This window comes from Nitrosomonas communis (genome assembly GCF_001007935.1).
Taxonomy (GTDB): Bacteria; Pseudomonadota; Gammaproteobacteria; order Burkholderiales; family Nitrosomonadaceae; genus Nitrosomonas; species Nitrosomonas communis.
In genome coordinates, this window is sequence record NZ_CP011451.1 from 3,275,387 (window position 1) to 3,296,496 (window position 21,110).

General features: G+C 42.9%; 18 protein-coding genes, 1 tRNA gene, 1 other RNA gene and 1 pseudogene. 6 read left to right on the forward strand and 15 right to left on the reverse strand.

What is annotated here, in order from left to right; genetic code table 11:
* Positions 1-69: 69 nt before the first annotated feature.
* From AAW31_RS14745 to AAW31_RS21465, 3 genes are read right to left on the reverse strand one after another with little or no spacing between them, the layout of a single operon-like run.
* The gene (locus AAW31_RS14745) at positions 70-549 is read right to left on the reverse strand and encodes a L,D-transpeptidase (RefSeq protein ID WP_046850813.1); all 480 of its coding nucleotides are present in this window, start codon (positions 547-549) and stop codon (positions 70-72) included.
* The gene (gene tadA / locus AAW31_RS14750; RefSeq protein ID WP_187426865.1) at positions 546-1,016 is read right to left on the reverse strand and encodes a tRNA adenosine(34) deaminase TadA; all 471 of its coding nucleotides are present in this window, start codon (positions 1,014-1,016) and stop codon (positions 546-548) included. Before tadA ends, AAW31_RS14745 begins: the two co-directional genes overlap by 4 nt.
* Before the next feature lie 21 nt (positions 1,017-1,037).
* Positions 1,038-1,193, reverse strand: a complete 156-nt coding sequence (locus tag AAW31_RS21465) for a hypothetical protein (RefSeq protein WP_158441553.1) — start codon at positions 1,191-1,193, stop codon at positions 1,038-1,040.
* Between the two features lie 195 nt (positions 1,194-1,388).
* Between AAW31_RS21465 and prmB the strand changes: the two genes are divergently transcribed.
* Positions 1,389-2,330: a 50S ribosomal protein L3 N(5)-glutamine methyltransferase gene (gene prmB / locus AAW31_RS14755; RefSeq protein WP_046850814.1), complete on the forward strand. Its 942-nt coding sequence runs from the start codon at positions 1,389-1,391 to the stop codon at positions 2,328-2,330.
* Here the strand turns inward: prmB and rluB are convergent.
* The 4 genes from rluB to ffs all read right to left on the reverse strand — a co-directional run bounded on the left by rluB (position 2,274) and on the right by ffs (position 5,335).
* Positions 2,274-3,128: a 23S rRNA pseudouridine(2605) synthase RluB gene (gene rluB, locus AAW31_RS14760; protein ID WP_046850815.1), complete on the reverse strand. Its 855-nt coding sequence runs from the start codon at positions 3,126-3,128 to the stop codon at positions 2,274-2,276. The two genes, prmB and rluB, sit on opposite strands and share 57 nt — an antisense overlap.
* Positions 3,129-3,234: 106 nt before the next feature.
* Positions 3,235-3,558, reverse strand: a complete 324-nt coding sequence (locus AAW31_RS14765) for a YbaB/EbfC family nucleoid-associated protein (protein WP_200899796.1) — start codon at positions 3,556-3,558, stop codon at positions 3,235-3,237.
* 16 nt (positions 3,559-3,574) lie between these two features.
* The gene (gene dnaX / locus AAW31_RS14770) at positions 3,575-5,176 is read right to left on the reverse strand and encodes a DNA polymerase III subunit gamma/tau (RefSeq protein WP_046851834.1); all 1,602 of its coding nucleotides are present in this window, start codon (positions 5,174-5,176) and stop codon (positions 3,575-3,577) included.
* Between the two features lie 60 nt (positions 5,177-5,236).
* Positions 5,237-5,335: signal recognition particle sRNA small type (gene ffs, locus AAW31_RS20125), an RNA gene on the reverse strand.
* A gap of 768 nt (positions 5,336-6,103) precedes the next feature.
* On the opposite strand from ffs, the gene AAW31_RS14775 reads away from it, so the two are divergent.
* Together AAW31_RS14775 and AAW31_RS14780 are read left to right on the forward strand one after the other, a co-directional pair.
* Positions 6,104-7,225 carry an ISNCY family transposase gene (locus AAW31_RS14775; RefSeq protein ID WP_052752288.1) on the forward strand — a complete coding sequence of 374 codons (1,122 nt, stop codon included), beginning with the start codon at positions 6,104-6,106 and terminating at the stop codon, positions 7,223-7,225.
* A gap of 1,211 nt (positions 7,226-8,436) precedes the next feature.
* Positions 8,437-8,799, forward strand: a complete 363-nt coding sequence (locus tag AAW31_RS14780; RefSeq protein WP_052752289.1) for a hypothetical protein — start codon at positions 8,437-8,439, stop codon at positions 8,797-8,799.
* A gap of 294 nt (positions 8,800-9,093) precedes the next feature.
* Here the strand turns inward: AAW31_RS14780 and AAW31_RS14785 are convergent, their stop codons facing one another.
* The 6 genes and pseudogenes from AAW31_RS14785 to AAW31_RS14810 form a co-directional block, all read right to left on the reverse strand.
* Positions 9,094-9,558 carry a carboxypeptidase-like regulatory domain-containing protein gene (locus AAW31_RS14785; protein ID WP_052752290.1) on the reverse strand — a complete coding sequence of 155 codons (465 nt, stop codon included), beginning with the start codon at positions 9,556-9,558 and terminating at the stop codon, positions 9,094-9,096.
* Positions 9,559-10,672: 1,114 nt separating this feature from the next.
* Complete coding sequence (locus tag AAW31_RS14790) at positions 10,673-10,927, reverse strand: hypothetical protein (RefSeq protein ID WP_046850817.1); 255 nt, start codon at positions 10,925-10,927, stop codon at positions 10,673-10,675.
* A gap of 278 nt (positions 10,928-11,205) precedes the next feature.
* Positions 11,206-11,460 (reverse strand): hypothetical protein, encoded by a 255-nt coding sequence (locus AAW31_RS14795; RefSeq protein ID WP_046850818.1) that lies wholly within the window; start codon positions 11,458-11,460, stop codon positions 11,206-11,208.
* 807 nt (positions 11,461-12,267) lie between these two features.
* A pseudogene (locus AAW31_RS14800) lies at positions 12,268-13,214 on the reverse strand (ISAzo13 family transposase).
* 44 nt (positions 13,215-13,258) lie between these two features.
* A complete protein-coding gene (locus tag AAW31_RS14805) occupies positions 13,259-14,590 on the reverse strand; it encodes an IS110 family RNA-guided transposase (protein WP_046850819.1) in 1,332 nt (443 codons plus the stop codon).
* A gap of 253 nt (positions 14,591-14,843) precedes the next feature.
* On the reverse strand, positions 14,844-15,167 hold the full coding sequence (locus AAW31_RS14810; protein ID WP_144412987.1) for a hypothetical protein: 324 nt from the start codon (positions 15,165-15,167) through the stop codon (positions 14,844-14,846).
* 396 nt (positions 15,168-15,563) lie between these two features.
* Between AAW31_RS14810 and AAW31_RS14815 the strand changes: the two genes are divergently transcribed.
* From AAW31_RS14815 to AAW31_RS14830, 3 genes are all read left to right on the forward strand, one after another.
* On the forward strand, positions 15,564-16,739 hold the full coding sequence (locus AAW31_RS14815) for an ISNCY family transposase (protein ID WP_046849345.1): 1,176 nt from the start codon (positions 15,564-15,566) through the stop codon (positions 16,737-16,739).
* Between the two features lie 459 nt (positions 16,740-17,198).
* The gene (locus tag AAW31_RS22905) at positions 17,199-17,876 is read left to right on the forward strand and encodes a PGAP1-like alpha/beta domain-containing protein (protein ID WP_052752292.1); all 678 of its coding nucleotides are present in this window, start codon (positions 17,199-17,201) and stop codon (positions 17,874-17,876) included.
* A gap of 414 nt (positions 17,877-18,290) precedes the next feature.
* The gene (locus AAW31_RS14830) at positions 18,291-18,524 is read left to right on the forward strand and encodes a hypothetical protein (RefSeq protein ID WP_046850821.1); all 234 of its coding nucleotides are present in this window, start codon (positions 18,291-18,293) and stop codon (positions 18,522-18,524) included.
* A gap of 574 nt (positions 18,525-19,098) precedes the next feature.
* Here the strand turns inward: AAW31_RS14830 and AAW31_RS19195 are convergent.
* Together AAW31_RS19195 and AAW31_RS14845 are read right to left on the reverse strand one after the other, a co-directional pair.
* Positions 19,099-20,052 (reverse strand): hypothetical protein, encoded by a 954-nt coding sequence (locus tag AAW31_RS19195; protein WP_144412988.1) that lies wholly within the window; start codon positions 20,050-20,052, stop codon positions 19,099-19,101.
* An 834-nt stretch (positions 20,053-20,886) separates the two neighbouring features.
* A tRNA-Met gene (locus AAW31_RS14845) sits at positions 20,887-20,963 on the reverse strand.
* Positions 20,964-21,110: the final 147 nt, after the last annotated feature.

Below are 21,110 nucleotides of genomic sequence, written 5' to 3' on the forward strand. Positions count from 1 at the left end.
CCCATCCAATTACGGTTTTTAGGTTAAATCCAGGGTTAGCCTTGCAAAGAAGAAACAGCAATAACTCGCTTACTGGTTAATCTCAATAGGTGTTCCCACTATTACTCGATTAAATAAATCCAGCAGGTCACCATTGTGCATGCGAATACAACCAATCGAACCAGGTCTACCCATTTCTGCGCTATCGGGGCTGCCATGAATATAGATATAACGGCGCATCGTGTCAACCAGGCCTAGCCGATTGAAACCAATTTCACAGCCTGATAACCACATGATACGCGTCAGGATCCAGTCCCGACCAGGATAGCGGGCAGCCAGCTCCGGGGTATATATTTCTCCGGTAGGACGACGTTTGACAAATACTGTATTGATCGGTTGCTTATCACCAATTTTAGCGCGGATAATATGCTTTCCCAGCGGGGTGCAAAAGCTCCCTCGTTGCTGACCGTTACCGTTTCTGGCAGAAGAGATTAAATAGCTCCTGACAATCTTATTTTCATCATTTATCAAGTTGAGTTGTTGTCGAGCAATACTGATATGAATTCTCATAATAAAAGGGCCTTGCCTGAATTTCGCTTTGAAATAAAAAACTGTCTTAGCAGGCTGCCTGCTTCGGTTGCCAGCACACCCCCGATGACTTCCAGATGATGATTAAGTCTTGTCTCTGCTGGTAAATTTAACAGGCTTCCACAGACACCGGTTTTGGGATCGGCAGCAGCATATACCAAGCGCTTGATCCTGGCATGGAAAAGTGCTCCGATACACATTACACATGGTTCAAGTGTTACGAACAATGTGCAATCCAATAAACGGTAATTACCCAAATTCTGAGCTGCATCACGTAATGCTACCACTTCTGCGTGTGCTGTCGGATCCATGGCTATGATAGAGCGGTTATAGCCACGACCTATAATTTCATCATTTCTGACGATTACTGCACCCACTGGCACTTCTCCGAATTCCTGCGCTTTGAATGCGAGATCAAGTGCTGCATGCATAAAATATTCTTTATCCATCAATATCATTAATAGTGTTATTTAACCTACAACCGCAATTGGACGGGGTGGAGCGTAGGATAATCCCGGTACGAGACAAGCCATAATGAAGTCACACACGGCCGTTCCAGCAACGCGAGCAACGCGCTGCATTCCGCCTGCAACAGCATAGAATACACCCCTTAGCGGTTTCACCATTCGGTGGATGAAAAAAATTCGGAAATGCCTTCCTATATCATGAGCTTAGCTGTCCAATCAAGGGGATCAACTCGGCTCTCAGGTTTAATCAAATAATTTGAGCATCAGCGTACCTTTTATGCTACATTCGCTTCCTATGCAAACACTCCTTTATTGCCAGATATGGTGATCTCTTCCCAAGAATCTAGAATTTCAATGATCAATCATGCTAGCAACGAACTACGCACTTTGCGCGATCTGTTGCGTTTCACAGTGAGCTATTTTAATCAAGCTGACTTATTTTATGGTCATGGATTCCCCACAGCTTATGAGGAAGCTGCTCATCTGATTTTAAACGCGCTGCATCTTATCCCTGATCAATTAGACTTGTTTTTGGATGCACACATTACCCAGCCTGAGCGCGAACAAATCCTCTATCGCATAGAACAGCGTGTAACAGAAAGAATTCCAGTAGCTTATTTGACGAATGAGGCCTGGTTGAGCGATTTCAGTTTTTACGTCGACAAACGCGTTATCATCCCGCGCTCATTTATTGCTGAATTATTGCAAGACCGGCTGGCACCCTGGATTAAACAGCCTGATGCCATTCATACCACACTGGATCTGTGTACGGGTTCAGGTTGTCTGGCTATATTACTAGCTCATGCGTTCAAGCATGCAAACGTTGATGCCGTGGATATTTCTGCTGAAGCGTTGGAGGTCACGTTTAAAAATATAGCTCGTTATAATCTAGCGCACGTGATCGAGCCGATTCAATCTGATTTATTTAATGCATTAGCTGGGAGACGCTATGATGTAATCATTAGCAATCCACCCTATGTCAACGCAGAATCGATGGCAGCACTTCCTGAAGAATATCGCCATGAACCACGAATTGCGCTAGCAGCTGGTCCGGATGGATTGGCATTAATACAAACGATACTGAGTGAAGCTGCCAATTATCTGACCGAAGAAGGACTATTAATCGTAGAAATTGGTCATAATCGAGATGCCCTTGAGCAATCCTTCCCGCATCTACCTTTCACCTGGCTGGAAACAAGCGCAGGTGATCAATTTGTTTTCATGTTGAAGCGCAGTGATTTAATTACCACGTTTCGCAATAACGCCAGAGGAAGCAGTACCATTAACGAGTGCTAACAGGTTGGCAGTTTCATTTTCATCCAGCTCATGCCACATGCCGCGCTTCAATCTGGGAGGTAGATGAATCGGACCAAACCGTACGCGAATCAGCCGACTGACGGTTAAACCCAATGCTTCAAACAGACGTCTCACCTCCCGATTTCTACCCTCTTTTAATACTACGTGATACCAACGATTAGCACCTTCCCCACCTTGTTCCGACAAATCACTCAATTTTGCCAACCCATCTTCCAGCTCAACACCCATCAATAACTGGCTCTTTTGCTCTGGCGTCAAACGCCCGATGATTCTAACTGCATATTCACGTTCGACTTGGAAACGTGGGTGCATAAGCCGGTTTGCCAAGACACCGTTAGTGGTAAATATCAATAGCCCACTGGTATTGAAATCCAATCTACCAATAGCAACCCAGCGAGATGATTTCAATTGTGGCAATTTTTCAAAAACAGAGGGACGCCCTTCGGGATCATGACGACTCACGATTTCACCTTCTGGCTTATGATAGAGAATAATGCGCGGTAAACGTTCATTGGTATTGAGCCGTATAATACGCTTATTCACACGCACCAGATCTCTTGCCCCTACTCGATCTCCCAATTTGGCACTCTTGCCATTGATGCTGACCTGACCTGAGGCAATCAGAGCTTCCATCTCACGCCGGGAACCCAAACCGCTTTGTGCCAATAACTTATGAAGCTTATGGGTAACCATTAAATCAGGCTTGATGGCAGTATTGTCACTCAACGGTACCGAAGCCTGCTTTTTCCTCGCACTGAGAGCTCGCTTAATATACATTTACTTTACTTCGCAATAGGGAATCATCTAATTGAAAAAAAGGCGCTGAATTTCAATAAACAAAATAAACAATCTAAGGTTTAATTTGATGCATTCGATCTGTTACTCAGAAAGGCAGCTTCATGCCGGGAGGCAATCCCAATCCACCTGTTAAACTCGCCATTTTTTCTTGTGTGGTTGCCTCTACCCGACGCACCGCATCATTCACTGCAGCAGCAATCAAATCTTCCAGCATTTCTTTATCGTCGCCGATCAGACTATTATCGATATGGATACGCTTGACATCATAGCGGCAAGTCATCACCACTTTAACCATACCCGCTCCTGATTGCCCTTCAACTTCTATCGTCGCCAGCTGTTCTTGCATTACTTTCATATTTTCCTGCATCTGCTGCGCTTGCTTCATTAAATTGCCTAAATTCGCCTTTATCATTATTCTGTCTCCATTATTCAATTGGTTTAATCGAAGAAATGATGAGTTTCGCATCAAAATTTTTTACTATTTCTCTTACAAAGGGATCTGCTTCCATTGCCGCAATCGTTTCTGACTGCTTTGCCTGTTTTTCACGCTCCTGTATGACGAGTGACGTCATCCCCGTAATAGTACCGATCGAAAACGTAACTTTAATTGGTTTGTTAAAATAGTGTTCTAATGCAGCTTTCAGTTTATCCTGATAAGCCTTTTCTAACAGATATTTATGCATTTCCGGCACACACAACTCAATCACATCAGTTGTGAAGAGCTTAGCTTCACAATGCTGCGCCAGCATCTTAGTCATCCCATTCAAGCCCAACTGATTTACAATTGATAACCAGCCTTCATTAGAAGAACTAGCAATCTCAGCCTCGTTTTTATGGGCTGGTTGGCTTTTATCTGCTGCCTGATTCATTACTTGGATAGGTTCTTGCCTGATATTCCTATCTTCTCCAGAATTCTTAGCAATCTCTCCTGGGACTATTTGCTCGGGTATAAATGCCAGCATCCGTATTAAAGTCATGGTAAAACCCGCATATTCATCTGGCGCCAGATTCAAATCATTACGTCCATGAAGCACGATCTGGTAATACAATTGGACATCTTCAGCTGTAAAATACTTTGCCAATGCAAAAAGTCGCTCACATTCAGGCAATGTCTCATCAATCGCCTGAGGTGCAATTTGCACTAATGCAACACGATGAAGTATAGCTGCGAGCCCTTGTAAAGCACTATCGAATGCTAAGCTGCGCGCTTCCATCTCATCAGCAATTGATAACATTTTTACACTGTCTTTTCTCGCGAGCGCTTCTAACAAATCATATAAACATTCTTGATCTATTACACCCAGCATAGCATGGACATCAGCTTCTTGGATAACCCCATTGCCATAGGCAATAGCTTGGTCGAGCAGGCTCAGCGCATCTCGCATACTTCCTTGGGCAGCTCTTGCCAAGAATTGCAAGGAGGCAGCATCGAATACAATCTGCTCTTGCGATAATATTTTGCCCAGATGCACTGCAATCAAAGAGGAGGGAATTTGCTTTAAATTAAACTGAAGGCAACGCGATAATACCGTAATAGGAATCTTCTGCGGATCGGTGGTTGCCAGTATGAATTTGACATGTTCGGGAGGCTCTTCCAGAGTTTTGAGCATAGCATTAAAAGCTGATCTGGAAAGCATGTGCACTTCATCAATGAGATAAACTTTATACCGGCCGGCGGTGGGCGCATAACTTGCGCTCTCAAGGAGTTCGCGCATACTGTCAACTTGGGTATTGGATGCGGCATCCAATTCTACCAGATCAATAAAATTTCCCTTATCAATTGATATACAAGCCGGGCATGCTCCACAAGGCATGGATGTCACGCCAGCTTCGCAATTCAATGCTTTAGATAAGATTCTGGCAATGGTTGTCTTACCGACTCCACGTGTTCCTGTAAACAGATAGGCATGATGCAATCGATTCTGCTCAAGTGAATGAGTAATTGCTTTAACGATATGGTCTTGCCCAGTCAATTCAGAAAAGTTTCTTGGGCGCCATTTCCGAGCAAGAACTTGAGTTTGAGACACGATATTAATCAAATGAAGGAAAAAGAGTAGATCATTATCAATAACCTATCTATTAGTTAGGGTGGCGAGCCGAACCCCCGGCACTTGCAAAAAATAGCTGTGGCTGCTTCCTTCCGGACCTGACCAGGTTCACTACCCTGCAATGCGGGGAGGCCCGCCATAAGACAATTTTACATCAATCAACATTACTGATTGGTAAATAACAATAGCCCGGTTAAAATTTTTACAAACTATTCAATAGATCTTTTGATAAACCGCCGCCACAGCAGAAACCAAAATTTATATATAATTTACGGCGCTAAAGATTCTGTTAAAAAGCCCTTTGCCAATATTCAGCAAAGGGCCTGTAAATGCTTGGTGTCATCTTCCGAGTAACTTAAACCAGTCATTCAATGGTCGCGGTAACTCGCTCTAGCCTTGCCCTTCAATCAGGCAATTTTGCCTATTACAAGCAAAAGGAAAACAATGGGTGCGCGAGCACACAATCATCTTAACCTGCTCTATCGCAAGCGGCCTTTCAAAATGCAATATTACCATACAACAAATAGAAATAGGAGGTTTTAGCTTTAATCGTGTTCTAATGGCTATTTTTAGATGTGTGTCATTCCATTTCCGAATCAAACATGACGATAACGCGAAGGCGAGCCGCAGACAGGATAAATCATACGGAAAGGTGAAGCCGACAAAGCACTTCTGATTTAGAAATGGAGTGGCATATTCTCTATGGCTGCATGAATGCAGTAGATATGATAGTAAGCAAGATATACTTGTATATCAACTATAGCAGAATCTCAGTGTAGAGAACAAATAAACTGTCCGGACTTGTAGCAAATGATCTGTCCGGTTTATATGGAATCCTGGGAGGATTTCAGATGAAACGGACAGAATGGCTACAGGAGACCAGGAAGATGAGATTTGAAGAAGCGTATGAAAGCTATAGAAAAAGGAGCCTTACGCAAATCGGAAGCGGCGTTATTGCTTGGAGTATGTGATCGCACATTCCGGCGCTATATGAACCGGTATGATGAGGATGGTTTGGATGCGTTATTAGATAGGCGTCTTGTGCAGGTATCACACCGACGGGCACCAGTAGATGAAGTCATGCGGTTGGTCGAGCACTATCGCAATCGCCACATGGGTTGGAATGCCAAGCACTTCTATGCCTGGTATCGTTCTGGCGGTGGTAATCGCAGTCATACGTGGGTTAAAAACCGGCTACAGGAAGCCGGACTGATTGAACATACCAAGAAGCGAGGCACGCACCGTAAGAAGCGTGAGCGGGCTCCTTTGATTGGTATGATGATTCATCAAGATGGCAGTACGCATGAATGGGTTTTGGGACAGAAATGGGATTTGATTGTCACGATGGATGATGCCACCAGTGAGCACTACTCGATGTTTTTCGTTGAGGAAGAAAGCACTATGAGCAGCTTCCAGGGCGTACAGGAAGTCATTGAGAAGCACGGGTTATTTGCCTCATTTTACTCCGATCGTGGCAGCCACTACTGGTACACGCCAGAAGCAGGAGGCAAGGTTGACAAACAGAATCTCACTCAATTTGGACAGGCCATGAAACGATTAGGAATCGAGATGATTGCAGCCTATTCGCCAGAAGCACGCGGACGCAGTGAACGCATGTTTCGCACGCACCAGGAACGTCTGCCTAAAGAACTAGTATTAGCTGGGATTACCGATATGACAGCAGCTAATCGGTATCTGAAAGAAGTCTATATGCCTACTTTCAATGCCGAGTTCGTACAACCGGCATCCGAGGAAGGTAGTGCTTTTGTACCATGGATTGGTGGAGAGCTTGCGGACATCCTCTGTGAGCGTCATGAGCGCGTTGTTGGCTATGATAACTGTGTTAGCTTTGAAGGTTTAAAGCTTCAAATCCCGGCAGATCGTCATCGCTGCCATTATGTGAAAGCAAAAGTCATCGTACTGCGCTATCCAAATGGACAAATAGCTATCACGCACGGCCCAAGGAAGCTTGCGACATATGATTCGTCTGGCAAGGAAATAAAACTGAACAGTACAGTTGTTGCGTAAATCCGCCGCCACAACTGCGCAATGAATTAATAGACAATTCATTGCGTTTCAAAGTGGACAATTTATTTGCTACAAAACCGGACAATTCTATTTGTTGCTAACACTATAGCAGAATCTCAGGATTGATAAGCATGCATTACCTATCAACTATTCGCGTTTCAGGCTGCTAAAGAAGCTTTCTGTAGTAGAATTATCTCAAAGTCTCCCTTATAGCTTTTAGCTACTCTATGCCACGTTCTTCAAGCTATTGTTGATATTTTGTATATACCGGCTGAAGATCTTTGTGGGTATCGATATTTCCAATGATGATTTAATGTAATATTTTAATGAGGTTGATTAGCCACATTTCCAAAAAGAATGGTTTGTAATTACTGAAAAATATATTACTAATAGATAATATTTCGATAAATACCCTTAAGTAAAATTACCACAAGCTAAATGCATAGCCTCCTTTTAAAATGAATAAAGAAGCTAATTCAAATACAGGAGGAAATGTTTGCTTAAGCTTGCTCAATGACCAATACAGAGAAAGCAAGGTGGAGCTTTCAAGAAGAGCTGGAATAAATGACAACTATTCAATTGAATTGCTTTATAAGCCAAAAAAAGGGAGGGAAGAATATAGGCGAAGATAGAGTAGAAAAAAAATAGAAATATTTTTTCTTGGATGGTTTGAACAATCCAAGGTAAAATCATCAGCATGGAATTTTTTATGCAAAGCCAATACCTATTTCTGTCGGGATATAAAGCGGAGATGGTGGGCATCCAAGTGTTCAACAATATCCGGAAGGTTTCGCCACCCGCTGCGTCATGTGCCCGGCTGATAACCCAAGATGCTCCGCGCTAAAGTTAAGGGAGATGATGTCTCCTTGTATTAAATACGACAAACTCATTGTGATCGACCCAATCATATACCCAATCCAGGCAAAGACTTTGTAGTAAATTTACGGGATGGCAGATAAATACTAAAAATTTACCTCTACCAGAGACGCAGAGAAATTACACTTGGACCAATCAATAACAATCACGGCAATATCACTGTTGGCCTAAATCAGATCGAAGACAGGCATGTCATCGCAAATCTGCCAAGCGGATCGGTTTATAAGATCACCAGATCGATTTAAAAAATTAGGGGCTGTAGTTGATTAGCTTAGCATCCAAGCTAGTCAACTACAGCCCCTAAATTAATAACAATAAAAGGAGATCCATTCAATATGGGAATATCTGACCCATTTTACTACACCATTGAAAAGGGACAAATTGCTGTCAAAATCAAAGGGAACCCAGTTGTTGAACAAGAAGGTCAGTTTAATTATGGAAGCCTATTGGCTGATGATTTTATTATTAAGCGTGCTGGCCATTTTAGAATTGAGGATTTTCACAATGACCAAGGAGATCAATTAGTATTTGATACAGGTTATGGATTAGTTTCGAGGGAGCAATTGATAAGTTTTGTGACTGATATGCGTTTTGAGGATGATAATTTTATTGTTAACTTTGGAGATTCCGCGTCTATAACTTTAGTGGGAGTTCATCAAAATCAAATTAGCTTTGATGATATTGTGGTATTAAGTTGACATTGACTTAATGAGGATAGAACACAGCGATAAGCGACATTAGGTTTAAAGAGCAGATTCTAAGATGTCATATGCGGGCGCGGTACATGACTATGAGAAAAAAGATAGGAAACAATATGCCAGCACCGCATGGCAACCCAATTAAAAAAACAAAGAACAAGGTACACGACTGCACAAGGCGAAATGGAAAGACGCCAGCAGATATGTACCGCCATATTTCTAAAATTTAGCTTGGTAGCGCTTGCCAGAAAAGCGAGAGTAACAATGAAGACCAGGTTATGTAATCGTTTTATATTATTGGCTTTTTGGAGCGGGCCAAAGCAATGTAATTTTTTTATGATGTTCTTTTTCCTGAACATATAAATCACGATGCAAGGTATCCCCCTCGTAAGTAGCATCAAGTGAATATTTTCCTGGAGGAAGTTTAGCAAGCAGATAAGGTCCTTTGGACATCGTTTCCAGCACAGTGGAACCGGATGCATCCCTGATAACAATCTGGACATTACTAATATATACCGCCTGAGCCGTACCAGCTTTGGCAAGTTCAAGCATCAGTGGCCATTTTTTCCCTTCCTTGAATATCGCATGGGATTCATCTTGACCAATGCCTCCAGTCATAAACACGACTTCACCTTGATTCTGCACTGGTGGAAGCGCAGATTCTGTTGGTACAAGCTCAACTTGTGAAAAACTGGAAGTACTAATGATACCAAGTAAAATCATAACAGAAGCTATCCGAACGAGTTTAGTAGTATTCATTATTATTTAATCCTTTTAGGTTTATGAATGCGTCCTGTCAAAAAAATCACGCGATAAACGAACTGAGCCTCAATGCTTAATCTTTTGTCTCTCTTAGATTGCCTTGCTTTCTGGGTATTGACCTCCTCATTGCTTATTGCCTCTAGCATTATTTCCGCAACAAAGCAAAGTATCATCGGGTTTATTAAAAATTAACCAGCATGGCATACATAGCGAGAAAAAGAGTAAAAATAAACTATGCACTGCAATGGATAATACATATACACAACCATCATAATTCCATTTCTAAATCAAAACTGACTTTGTCACCTTCACCTTGTCGTATTATTGATACCATCTGCGGCTCGTCTTCGTATCATGTTTGATTTAGAAATGGAATAAGATGTTAAGAGAGGACGCCACTGAAGTGTATTGAAACATTCTTAAATTACAGGAATATTAATAAGACTGATTCTCAACAAAAGAAGTTCAAGCAAAATCAAAGCCAAAGCTGGCGACTGCCTGCTGCAAATTTTCAAAATTAAGGAATCATGGCTGAGTTGAAAACAACCTGATAATGGATGTGTAGCAGCAGTAAGCTTGTTAGCAGCAAATGCAAAAATCAGAATCTTTTCCGTCAGCTCCAGTTCCAGAATCTTGCTTTTTAGTCCATTTAGAGAGAACTATGGGTTTTGATTCGATTTCTAAATCAAAACTGACTTTGCTGGCTTCACCTTGTCGTATTATTGATACTGTCTACGGCTTGCCTTCGCGTCATTTTTGATTTAGAAATGGAATGACATTGAGATTGAAACACTCATCTAGAAAATACCCTACCACTAACAAGCAAGCTGGCCATCAGTCTACTGATTCTGATTACCGCCTTGACCCTGAGTATTTGTGACAATCTGAGCGAATACTATACCGGTAAACCTGAAAATAACAGTCAATGCTATTGTAAGGGTGCATACAATTTTTATTTACAAAGAAATATTTAGGAAAAATAGATTGGCAGATCGGATTGAAATACCGGTCAAGTGAGCTGTACTAGTATCTGTAAAATCCAGCGAAAAACAGTAAATAAGTTGCTATATTTTACTTCTGTGATTTGAAATCGGCGAGCAGAAGTTCACGCCTAATGATTTGGGCTTGCTGGAATTACTAAGACAATAAAAGTATGAGGTTGCATTTCAGGATGCTCCTGAATTTCAACAACACGGACGAGAGTCGGCTCAAATGTCTCAGGATCAACAATAAAAGGCCGAATGATGAAATCGCCTACCCCTGGCAATGAGTAGGGGGAGTGGGATGGATCATATAACTCATCGACATATAAAACTTTATCTACATCCCATGGAAACACAGCCCATTTTACAGCCGGAAAACTCATTGTCGTCGTTTGGCAACATTGTGAAATGAATGCCGAAGACTACAACAAATTTATGATATTGGCAAACTAAAATAGATATATCAACTATATGAATCAAAATAATTTATTATAAATCACATTACTCAAGATCAACGACCAAATAGCCGACTGACCAAGAAGAAAAATATGACTGATCATATCATCAAGACGACATGCCAGATATATCGGACATGCCTGATACTAACGTTTATTTACTAGATGTGAACAACTGAATTAACTACAATCGAAAAAGCTGATTCTTAATGATTTAGGTCTGCAGGAGTCACTACAAAAACGAGAGTATGGGGCTGCATTTCAGAATGATCCCGAATCTCAGCAACACGCACAGGAACTGGTTGACGTGTCTCAGGATCGATAAGAAAGGGCCGAATGATTAAGCTGCCCTCGCTTGGCAGTGTACAGGGTGAATCCCATAATTCTTCGATATATGAGACTTTACCTTCATCCCCTGGATACACAGCCCATTTTACAGCAGGAGTATTTATTGTTGTCATTTAGCAACATCATAAAACAAATATGAATGTTACAACAAATTTATGACAAAATTATGATAAAATTATGATATTGATAAACTCAATTCATCATCCTTGTTCTTGCACTCCGGTTCTTCAAAGACCTACAGTTGAGCCAAAGCAGTCATCCACGCCAGAAAGCAGCAGCTTCTTACGTTCATAGCTTTCTATGGTCGACTATGGTCGAGCGTGAGATGAATACAATAATGGCAAGGGAAACCACTCCACCTGTCTTTGGTCAGGCTCGAAGCGAGACTACCCGATGCCGCTGATGGTCAACTCTTTTTAAAGTAGCAAAGATCATGATTAAGCAAAGCACGGCATATTTACGCGCATCGTCTTTTCATTCCAATCCACCCATAACCGTACTTTTGCCAAAGCTCACGGCGAGCCGTACCTTTGTGTCAAGGATATTTGTGAAATATTAGGTGAGCTAAATAATAGCAAGGCAATAAAAGATGATGGCCATGAGTACATTGATAATCACACGATCTAACACGATCAGCCCCTTATTCCATTTCTAAATCAAAACTGACTTTGCCAGCTCACCTTACTGCATTATTGATACTGTCTGCGGCTCGCCTTCGCATCATGTTTGATTTGGAAATGAAATCGATCTTATGTACCGCTTGATAGCATAAACATTCTTAGCTCCGCTTAGCCTATATTCTTCTTGCTGCATTGTACTTGAAAGAAATGAATGCTACAGCCATATCGACTGCGGTCAGCTTCACGATTATACTTTTCTAAAAATGTGATAACTGTATCGCATCGTAATCTGGTTAGGAATCAGGATTTAATAACCCCAGAAATTATGCAAGCAGATGGAATAGCAACATAATTCCATTTCGGTAAAAACGGGTCAAACTCAATGGTGATATTTTCTTTAAAGCCATCAGCTACTTTGCGCCCAGTTTCAAATACCCTATCCATAATTGAGATAAAGACCTTTAGTCCCTGAGAAGTTTTTGCTTTACTCATGACTGCTTTGACCCGCTCGACACTGGTAAAAATAACTCCACTACAAGCTTTGGTGATATGAGGAAATAATCGATGCTCTATGGGATTATATTTTGACGTGTACGGGGGATAGTGAGCGATACGAATCTCAATAGCCAATTCATCTGCCAATTTCTGTAAATCCTCTTTAAAGATAGCGTGGCGTGCATTATTGCTGCCTCCACAGTCGCAGAGCAATAAAATACTCGTCGCCTTTGGATAGTCCAGTTGACCATAGTTCAACCACCCATGCCGGATACAGGCGCAAGCAAATTCAGAGGTATCATGGCTCGTGCCTAATACGATATAGCCGCTTTTGCGATGGATGTCATACAGCCCATGAGGCACAATTTTACTGTCTGCCAGGGATGCAAAATCATGATCATTGATCCGCACGACCTCAGTGGTATAGAGCTTTCCGGGGCGATAAAAATTACCGATCAATTCTTTTTTTTAACGTCCATACTCATCACCGGATTACCCTGGACCCGGTACTCTTCTTTGAGGCGCTCGATATTTTTGAACTGCTCGTCCCGATGCGGCAGGTTCTTTTTCCCGGCTTCAACCTTGAAGGCTTGACGGCGGCGAAAATGATGTTTGTCGAGCAATTGATCAACAACGGTCACACTCACGCTAAATCCGCACTGTTTTAGCTTCTCAGCCATTTCGTTGCGGCTCAAATTTGACCACTTTACGGATTCATCCATTGGTGAGCCGGCAGTATGATTTTTTAACATCTCTTTCAAGAAACAAATGTAACACAATGGTTTTACAGCAAATATTAAGTAGCCTCAGGAACAGGGGTAAGATTAAACCCCAGCTTCCGAGCGCGAGCAGTCAGATGATGCAACACGCGTTGACGATATCGCTCCTCATAGTACTCCTGCCCTTTATCGACGTACTCGGTTCCTTTCGTTAGCATCGTGTAGATCAAGCGCGCCAGTTTGTGTGCTGTCGCTGTGATTGCCTTTGCCTTGTCGAGTCTGCCACATAATCTTCTGTAATAGGCACCCAGTGCAGACTGGCTGGATTTCAATGAAACTGCCGCCATGCGCAGTGCCTGAGCCGCACGGTTCGCTGTGCGCTTGCTTGCCCCCGATAGCACTTTTCCGCCCGATATCTTTGTTCCAGGACACAACCCAAGCCACGAGGCAAACTGCTTCGCACTCTTGAACCTGCTCATGTCAGCGCCCACTTCACTCAGGACTTTCATCGCAATCGTCACTTCGATGCCGTCAATTCGCGTCAAATCAACCCCACACATGCCAATCAGATGGGCACGCAAATCAAATTTGGGAGCGTTCTTGACATTGGAGCGGCGCTTCTTCTGGCAGATCTCTACCTTGTGCACCTGAAGTGCCGCCAGCATGGTTTCAAGCTGCCGGTCACATTCGGTGAGTCGTTCGCTGTAGGCGTCATAGAGTGACATCGCTTGCTTGAGTGCAAACAGGTGTTCTTCCCGCCAATTCCCGACTAACGATTTCTCAATCTCGTCTTTGCCAGCCCGGATGCGATTGCTCTTGAGATTCGCCAGGATGTGCCCATCTCTCTCACCAGTAATGATGGCACGAACGATCTTTTGACCGGTTTCGCCCACAATATCCGAAATCACGTTCGCCAATTGTATGTTCATTTGCGCCAGAGCCTTTTGCATATGTTGCACATGTCGCGCCTGATAACGGATCAGCATATCGCGTTGACGAGATATGGCTCGTAGTGCACATATCTCATCTTTCGGACGGAATGCGCCAGACAACAACCCAAAGCTCATCAGTTGCTGTAACCATTGGCAGTCCAGTACATCCGACTTCCAGCCAGAAACATTTCTAACGTGCCGCGCATTTACTAGATACACAGTCAGCCCGCGCGACTCCAAAAGTTCATACAGTGGAATCCAGTATACCCCCGTCGATTCCATTGCCACAGTGTCAATTTCACAGGCCTCTAACCAGTCCGCTAAACCATTCAGGTCTGCGGTGAAACTCTTGAATTCCCTTACCGGCTTGTTATCTCGATCCGGCGGTACCGCCACAAAATGGCTCGCAGAGCCAATATCAATCCCCGCTGCATTCGGATGGATTAACTCCAATTTACTTCGCTTGAACTTTGCCATGACATCCTCCATTATCTCTATTGGAATGTCGCGCTGGTTCAGGTACGTCGTTGTACTCACTCTTTCAAACGGGATGTCCGTTGCCACGGACTCACCAATGTCGCCGACGTGACCCATGACCACGCTAAAAAACGGGCGGATTAGCACCAGTGATGTGTCGGTCTTCTCCAGCGCGACATTCCAACTTTACTCCTCAAGCTCTGACGCCGCTTGTTTCTTCTGCGCGCCTTGCCGCCTCTAGCGGATTACTACGCTAAAAAAGCTTCATCCAGCCCTGCCATCGTCTCCACAACTGACTTTCGCCCACCCCCTGCTTGCCGAATACGTTTCTCCTTTTCAACAACGGCATCTTTAACTCTTTCAGGCCACGGCTAACGGTGCCTTCATCGCAGTGTAATACCTGACAAAGGTAGGTGATCCCTCCGTGACCCAGCTTTGCCGCCTCAACGGCAGCATAGCGGCGGCGGTCTTTTTCCGATAAGCTGTGATAAAAATTGCGCATTTGCGCTTCGACTTCCGGGGCATAGGTGGTTATCTTCATTGTCAGAACATAACCGAAATACTCTATCCGCGGCAACTTAATTTACAACTCAAAGCTCTGGAGTTATTGAATCCTCGTTCCTTATCGGGCAAAACAATTTGCTCATCATTGGTTATTCTGTTTCTTTACTTTGGGAGAATGCTATGAACAACCAACAACGAAAAGCAACCCCTTGCTCGCAAGTGTACTAAAATTAATAGTTCTCTTGATGTTTTGCAACACAGCAGCGGCTATTGACTCTTCGGTAAAATCTAATACCACAACGATGCCCAACACAGAGTGTTTGTTAAACTGGGCGCAGCCATTCTACCCTAGTTTATTTTCGTCAGCGCTGCAAGAGGTGCAATTGTCCGACTGTAGAGAACAAATAAACTGTCCGGACTTGTAGCAAATGATCTGTCCGGTTTATATGGAATCCTGGGAGGATTTCAGATGAAACGGACAGAATGGCTACAGGAGACCAGGAAGATGAGATTTGAAGAAGCGTATGAAAGCTATAGAAAAAGGAGCCTTACGCAATCGGAAGCGGCGTTATTGCTTGGAGTATGTGATCGCACATTCCGGCGCTATATGAACCGGTATGATGAGGATGGTTTGGATGCGTTATTAGATAGGCGTCTTGTGCAGGTATCACACCGACGGGCACCAGTAGATGAAGTCATGCGGTTGGTCGAGCACTATCGCAATCGCCACATGGGTTGGAATGCCAAGCACTTCTATGCCTGGTATCGTTCTGGCGGTGGTAATCGCAGTCATACGTGGGTTAAAAACCGGCTACAGGAAGCCGGACTGATTGAACATACCAAGAAGCGAGGCACGCACCGTAAGAAGCGTGAGCGGGCTCCTTTGATTGGTATGATGATTCATCAAGATGGCAGTACGCATGAATGGGTTTTGGGACAGAAATGGGATTTGATTGTCACGATGGATGATGCCACCAGTGAGCACTACTCGATGTTTTTCGTTGAGGAAGAAAGCACTATGAGCAGCTTCCAGGGCGTACAGGAAGTCATTGAGAAGCACGGGTTATTTGCCTCATTTTACTCCGATCGTGGCAGCCACTACTGGTACACGCCAGAAGCAGGAGGCAAGGTTGACAAACAGAATCTCACTCAATTTGGACAGGCCATGAAACGATTAGGAATCGAGATGATTGCAGCCTATTCGCCAGAAGCACGCGGACGCAGTGAACGCATGTTTCGCACGCACCAGGAACGTCTGCCTAAAGAACTAGTATTAGCTGGGATTACCGATATGACAGCAGCTAATCGGTATCTGAAAGAAGTCTATATGCCTACTTTCAATGCCGAGTTCGTACAACCGGCATCCGAGGAAGGTAGTGCTTTTGTACCATGGATTGGTGGAGAGCTTGCGGACATCCTCTGTGAGCGTCATGAGCGCGTTGTTGGCTATGATAACTGTGTTAGCTTTGAAGGTTTAAAGCTTCAAATCCCGGCAGATCGTCATCGCTGCCATTATGTGAAAGCAAAAGTCATCGTACTGCGCTATCCAAATGGACAAATAGCTATCACGCACGGCCCAAGGAAGCTTGCGACATATGATTCGTCTGGCAAGGAAATAAAACTGAACAGTACAGTTGTTGCGTAAATCCGCCGCCACAACTGCGCAATGAATTAATAGACAATTCATTGCGTTTCAAAGTGGACAATTTATTTGCTACAAAACCGGACAATTCTATTTGTTGCTAATAGAGGTGCAATTGTCCGACCCTTATACTATCGCTATTACCCTAACACCAATTCTTATGTGGGTGCTTCCTCTGCAGATAACCATGTTTACTACCAAGGACCGACCGATCTCTCACCAAGAGACATGGGTGATTTATCCATTTTCTTAAAAAAGTCAGGATGTGGAGCATTGGCATACCCTGTTATTTTTATTCATGGCTTAGCCTCTTCAGCCGAAACATGAGCAGCATTTAGAGACTATCTAATCAATAATGCTAAATGAACATTCGGTGGAATCCCTTCTTACACTCATGACACAAAAACGGTTAATATTAGCTGCCCATCAAATCCTAGCCCGCCTATTAGATGTACGGGTGATGTGGGCGATTTTTACACGTTAAGTTTCTCTGATAATCAAGGACTCTCTTTAGATGTCCAAGGCGGTAAATTAGCAGCCATCATTAAAACCGTTTTAGATAACAATCTCCAAGCCACAAAAGTTCTTCTGATTGGGCATAGCACGGGTGGGCTTGCTGCAAGAGAATATCTGCAAGGATTAGCAAGAGTACTCGATGCAGAAACTCCAATCCTATACCGGGAGGATGTCGCGAAAATTATTACTATTGGAGCCCCGCATCAAGGAAGCTTTTGGGCCGAGGCATGTAATGCCCAATTCGATATTCTTAATAATGCCGGTATCTGCAAGCTTTTTCATTTGAATATTGATCCGAATAATATTGTAGTCGAGGAACTCCAACCAAATAGTTCAGCTTTAAACAATCTTAATGATTTAGCTACTCACCCGCTTCCATCCAATATAGTTTATGTTTCGGTAGTTGGAATAGGCCAACCTATTTTGTCTAGTTTAACTGATTTCCACGATGGGGATGGTATTGTATCGGATAGCTCCCAGAATCTAATATCAGTAACTGAGAGTCTACCTCTCCAACAGCAATCGATTAAAGTTAATATTCCTTTCAGAGAATGCAGTAATAGAAAGAAATACCGGATGTCGGGAGTGTCGGTTAAACTCACACCTGTGAGACAACCGATATAGGTGTAGGGGCAGAAATTTTAAGAAATTTACAGTGAATTTAACAAACAAACGCACTGATTTTCTCTGCATCACAAAATAAACAGATAGAAGATACTCCACCCGGCTGACAATATACTATTGATCTACCTCTTAATCATGAGGACTATTTTCTCTGCAATCATTCCCAAAATTGGAATGATTACAGTGGCTCTACCTAACTTGCGGGGAACTCTGCGCTCTGTATCATCCTCGATATATCTGATAAATGCTGCAGCATCATTCTTTTTGGAATTAGCTTTAAAACAAATAACGGAGACCCGATGCGAGCGTAATTTAACACCGTCGAGTATAAAAATTTTATAGCAAACGAAATTATTATCTATATACAAGCTTCTAAATTATATCATCGACCACTTAATTAATAAGGGGATGGAAATGAAAAACTTAACCCAAACTCAAATCAATTATCTCAGGGAAAAGCTTGAATTAATCAGTTCTGACGAGGAATTATTCCGTGGGTCTTTGCCTGAATTATCAGCGGAAGATAAGCTGATACTGGTAAGGGACCAAATTAAAAAATTACTTGCTTGGGTAGAATCTGGAATGAGGGTACATGAAGAAGCATACGTAGGCAAAGAGGTAGAGCATAGTAATTTTGGGAAAAGATAGTAGAAGATATACAAAAGCACGGCGGCACGCTCGGAAGAGAGCTGTCGCAGGTCAGAAGGAAAGATTGCAGTAATTTACCAATCTGCACCAGATGTAATTGAATTCTTGAGCAAAAAAGAGAAATAAGCTAGTCAATGGCGAGTTGTGGACTGAAATAAAACAAGACAGGTTAGCCGCTTTGAGTAAGATAATAGGTGATGGTTGCGGGAGTAGGATTTGAACCTACAACCTTCGCGTTATAAGTCCGAAAAATTTAGCATTTATCTGTATTGATCATTATTTAATTTAAATTAGATTTGTTTAGAAGGTTGCTGTGATGTTTTACCATGTAGCATTCCCCCTATGAGTTAGAAAATGCTTTTTGGAAGTAGTAGAATCTTCCAGGATAAGAAGAACAGCAGGACCAAGGAAGGCCAATGAATTATTTTCTTTATTTAATTAATCAATCCATTATTTAACTATAGCTGGCGAAGAATACTGAGACCAAAGCAACCTTATCCTCATTTACTTCGGCCCCAAATTTTCCAGTATTAGCAAGAGAGGGAATGAGGTTTCCCTTTCTATTGATACGCTATCAAAATAGCTGAGCGCAAATTACGTGATCCCAGGTGGGCGGTTGACCTACCACCGTAATCGATACATCGTCACCAAAGTTGACGATCAAGGTATCAGCCTGAATGGTGACATCTGTGACATGACTAGCGATCTCATCACGAGTCAAACCATACCCACTGAGATCCAGCCTATCGCCTTCCTGCCAAGCAAAGTTGTCAATTTCCCAGTCTCCCATCCCCTGAAAAATAAAATTATCTGCCCCCTGCTCACCATGGCAAGGTTGATCTGGACGTGTGTCGACATTCCTCTGATAGTAATTTTTGTCTTGACCGCCTAGGTTACCTTGGCTATCGTTACCATTGACATCATTACCACCCTGGTCTTTATTACCTTCTTTGTTGCTGCCTTGATCTTTACTGCCAGGCCCACCACTCATTCCACTAGATCCTAGGTTATCTTGGCTATCTTTACCACCAAGGTCATTACCGCCCTGATCTTTATTGCCTTCGTTTTTGCCGCCTTGGTCTTCACTGCCAAATCCACCACTCGTTCCATTGGATCCTAGGTTACCTTGGCTATCTTTACCACCAAGGTCATTACCGCCCTGATCTTTATTATTTTCGCCGTTGCTGCCTTGGTCTTTACTGCCAGGCCCACCACTCATTCCACCGGATTCATGAACATCATGTTTATGGCCATCATTTCCTTGCTGATCTTTTCCTTGCCCGTCATGTCCTTCTCGATCATATCCTGGTCGATCATATCCTTCTCGATCGTATCCTGGTCGGTCATATCCTTCTCGATCATACCCTGGTCGATCGTATCCTTTTTGATCATACCCTGGTCGGTCATACCCTTCCCGATCATATCCTGGTCGATCATACCCTTCCCGATCATATCCTGGTCGATCATATCCTTTTTGATCATATCCTTGTGCATCATATTCTTTTTGCTGTTCATTGCCAGTACTCATGATTATCTCCTATAATGAGCGGAATTCATGGGGTAAAAGCGTCCATAAAAATAAAGTACATCCTGTTTCTCAACAATACCCCTCCAGCGAGACATGCTTTAATAAACAGCCCAATTAACTTTATAGTAAAACCTTAAAAATAAGCTATGACCCTGATGAACAATTGTTTTCTTTTAAGCATTGCCTGCTAAATAGATAAGCGGAATAAAGCAAGCGGACTGAAATGTGCCATAAAGTAAAGGTAAACACCGAGCTAATTAATGCTCCAGCTTTATCTACGAGTATGCTATTAAAGATAAAATGTCATATCAATAATGCAATTGCATACATTTATATAATAATTAGGGTTTGTGTCTATATCCTATCAGACCAGTTTAGACAACTGAACTGATTGACCAAGAGATAGAAGATAGTTTTGGTTCATCGATAACCATAATAAGAGAGGAGCGATAGTGATAGAGAAAGATAACCAGAACCGTAGTGTTGAGAAACCGTGCGAGATATTCAACGCGCAACACACCGCAAAAAAATCCTGCACAACCCCCAGTCAGCCAAATAAGTAACTAAGCCAGCGCCCCGTTTCACCTGACCGTGAAGAATCAATAGCGCGGCTAGGCTACTTGATGCGTTGGCAATTAGCTCACTAGTGAATGATAATTCCTTCCATTATCACGCTGTACTACGATCTTTTCTGATATGTTGCTAGTGGGTTCACTGTGATGGTTGCCATGTAGTCCTTTTTAGTATTGAGAAAAATTTCCTACATAGAGCCTACACAAGCGTACTAAATGAAAAAAGCACTTAACACGATATCGGTTAAATGCTTGATTTGATTGGTTGCGGGGGCAGGATTTGAACCTACGACCTTCGGGTTATGAGCCCGACGAGCTGCCAGACTGCTCCACCCCGCGCCAGAACTGAGTAGATTAACAGGTAATGCCTATCCCGTCAAATCATAATGCTTTACTATTCGTTTGATAAGGCAATGATTGGATCAACACCCCAGCCCTTAGAATAGAATGATGCGCTCATATCTCTTATTAATTTAGTGATCGAGG

Bases quoted from the DNA above. Each gene is read 5' to 3' on its own strand.
- AAW31_RS14745 (WP_046850813.1), bottom strand. From the start codon at position 549: ATGAGAATTCATATCAGTATTGCTCGACAACAACTCAACTTGATAAAT.
- tadA (WP_187426865.1), bottom strand. From the start codon at position 1,016: ATGGATAAAGAATATTTTATGCATGCAGCACTTGATCTCGCATTCAAA.
- AAW31_RS21465 (WP_158441553.1), bottom strand. From the start codon at position 1,193: ATGGTGAAACCGCTAAGGGGTGTATTCTATGCTGTTGCAGGCGGAATG.
- prmB (WP_046850814.1), top strand. From the start codon at position 1,389: ATGATCAATCATGCTAGCAACGAACTACGCACTTTGCGCGATCTGTTG.
- rluB (WP_046850815.1), bottom strand. From the start codon at position 3,128: ATGTATATTAAGCGAGCTCTCAGTGCGAGGAAAAAGCAGGCTTCGGTA.
- AAW31_RS14775 (WP_052752288.1), top strand. From the start codon at position 6,104: ATGAAAGCTATAGAAAAAGGAGCCTTACGCAAATCGGAAGCGGCGTTA.
- AAW31_RS14780 (WP_052752289.1), top strand. From the start codon at position 8,437: ATGGGAATATCTGACCCATTTTACTACACCATTGAAAAGGGACAAATT.
- AAW31_RS14785 (WP_052752290.1), bottom strand. From the start codon at position 9,558: ATGAATACTACTAAACTCGTTCGGATAGCTTCTGTTATGATTTTACTT.
- AAW31_RS14790 (WP_046850817.1), bottom strand. From the start codon at position 10,927: ATGAGTTTTCCGGCTGTAAAATGGGCTGTGTTTCCATGGGATGTAGAT.
- AAW31_RS14795 (WP_046850818.1), bottom strand. From the start codon at position 11,460: ATGACAACAATAAATACTCCTGCTGTAAAATGGGCTGTGTATCCAGGG.
- AAW31_RS14805 (WP_046850819.1), bottom strand. From the start codon at position 14,590: ATGGCAAAGTTCAAGCGAAGTAAATTGGAGTTAATCCATCCGAATGCA.
- AAW31_RS14815 (WP_046849345.1), top strand. From the start codon at position 15,564: ATGAAACGGACAGAATGGCTACAGGAGACCAGGAAGATGAGATTTGAA.
- AAW31_RS14830 (WP_046850821.1), top strand. From the start codon at position 18,291: ATGAAAAACTTAACCCAAACTCAAATCAATTATCTCAGGGAAAAGCTT.
- AAW31_RS19195 (WP_144412988.1), bottom strand. From the start codon at position 20,052: ATGAGTACTGGCAATGAACAGCAAAAAGAATATGATGCACAAGGATAT.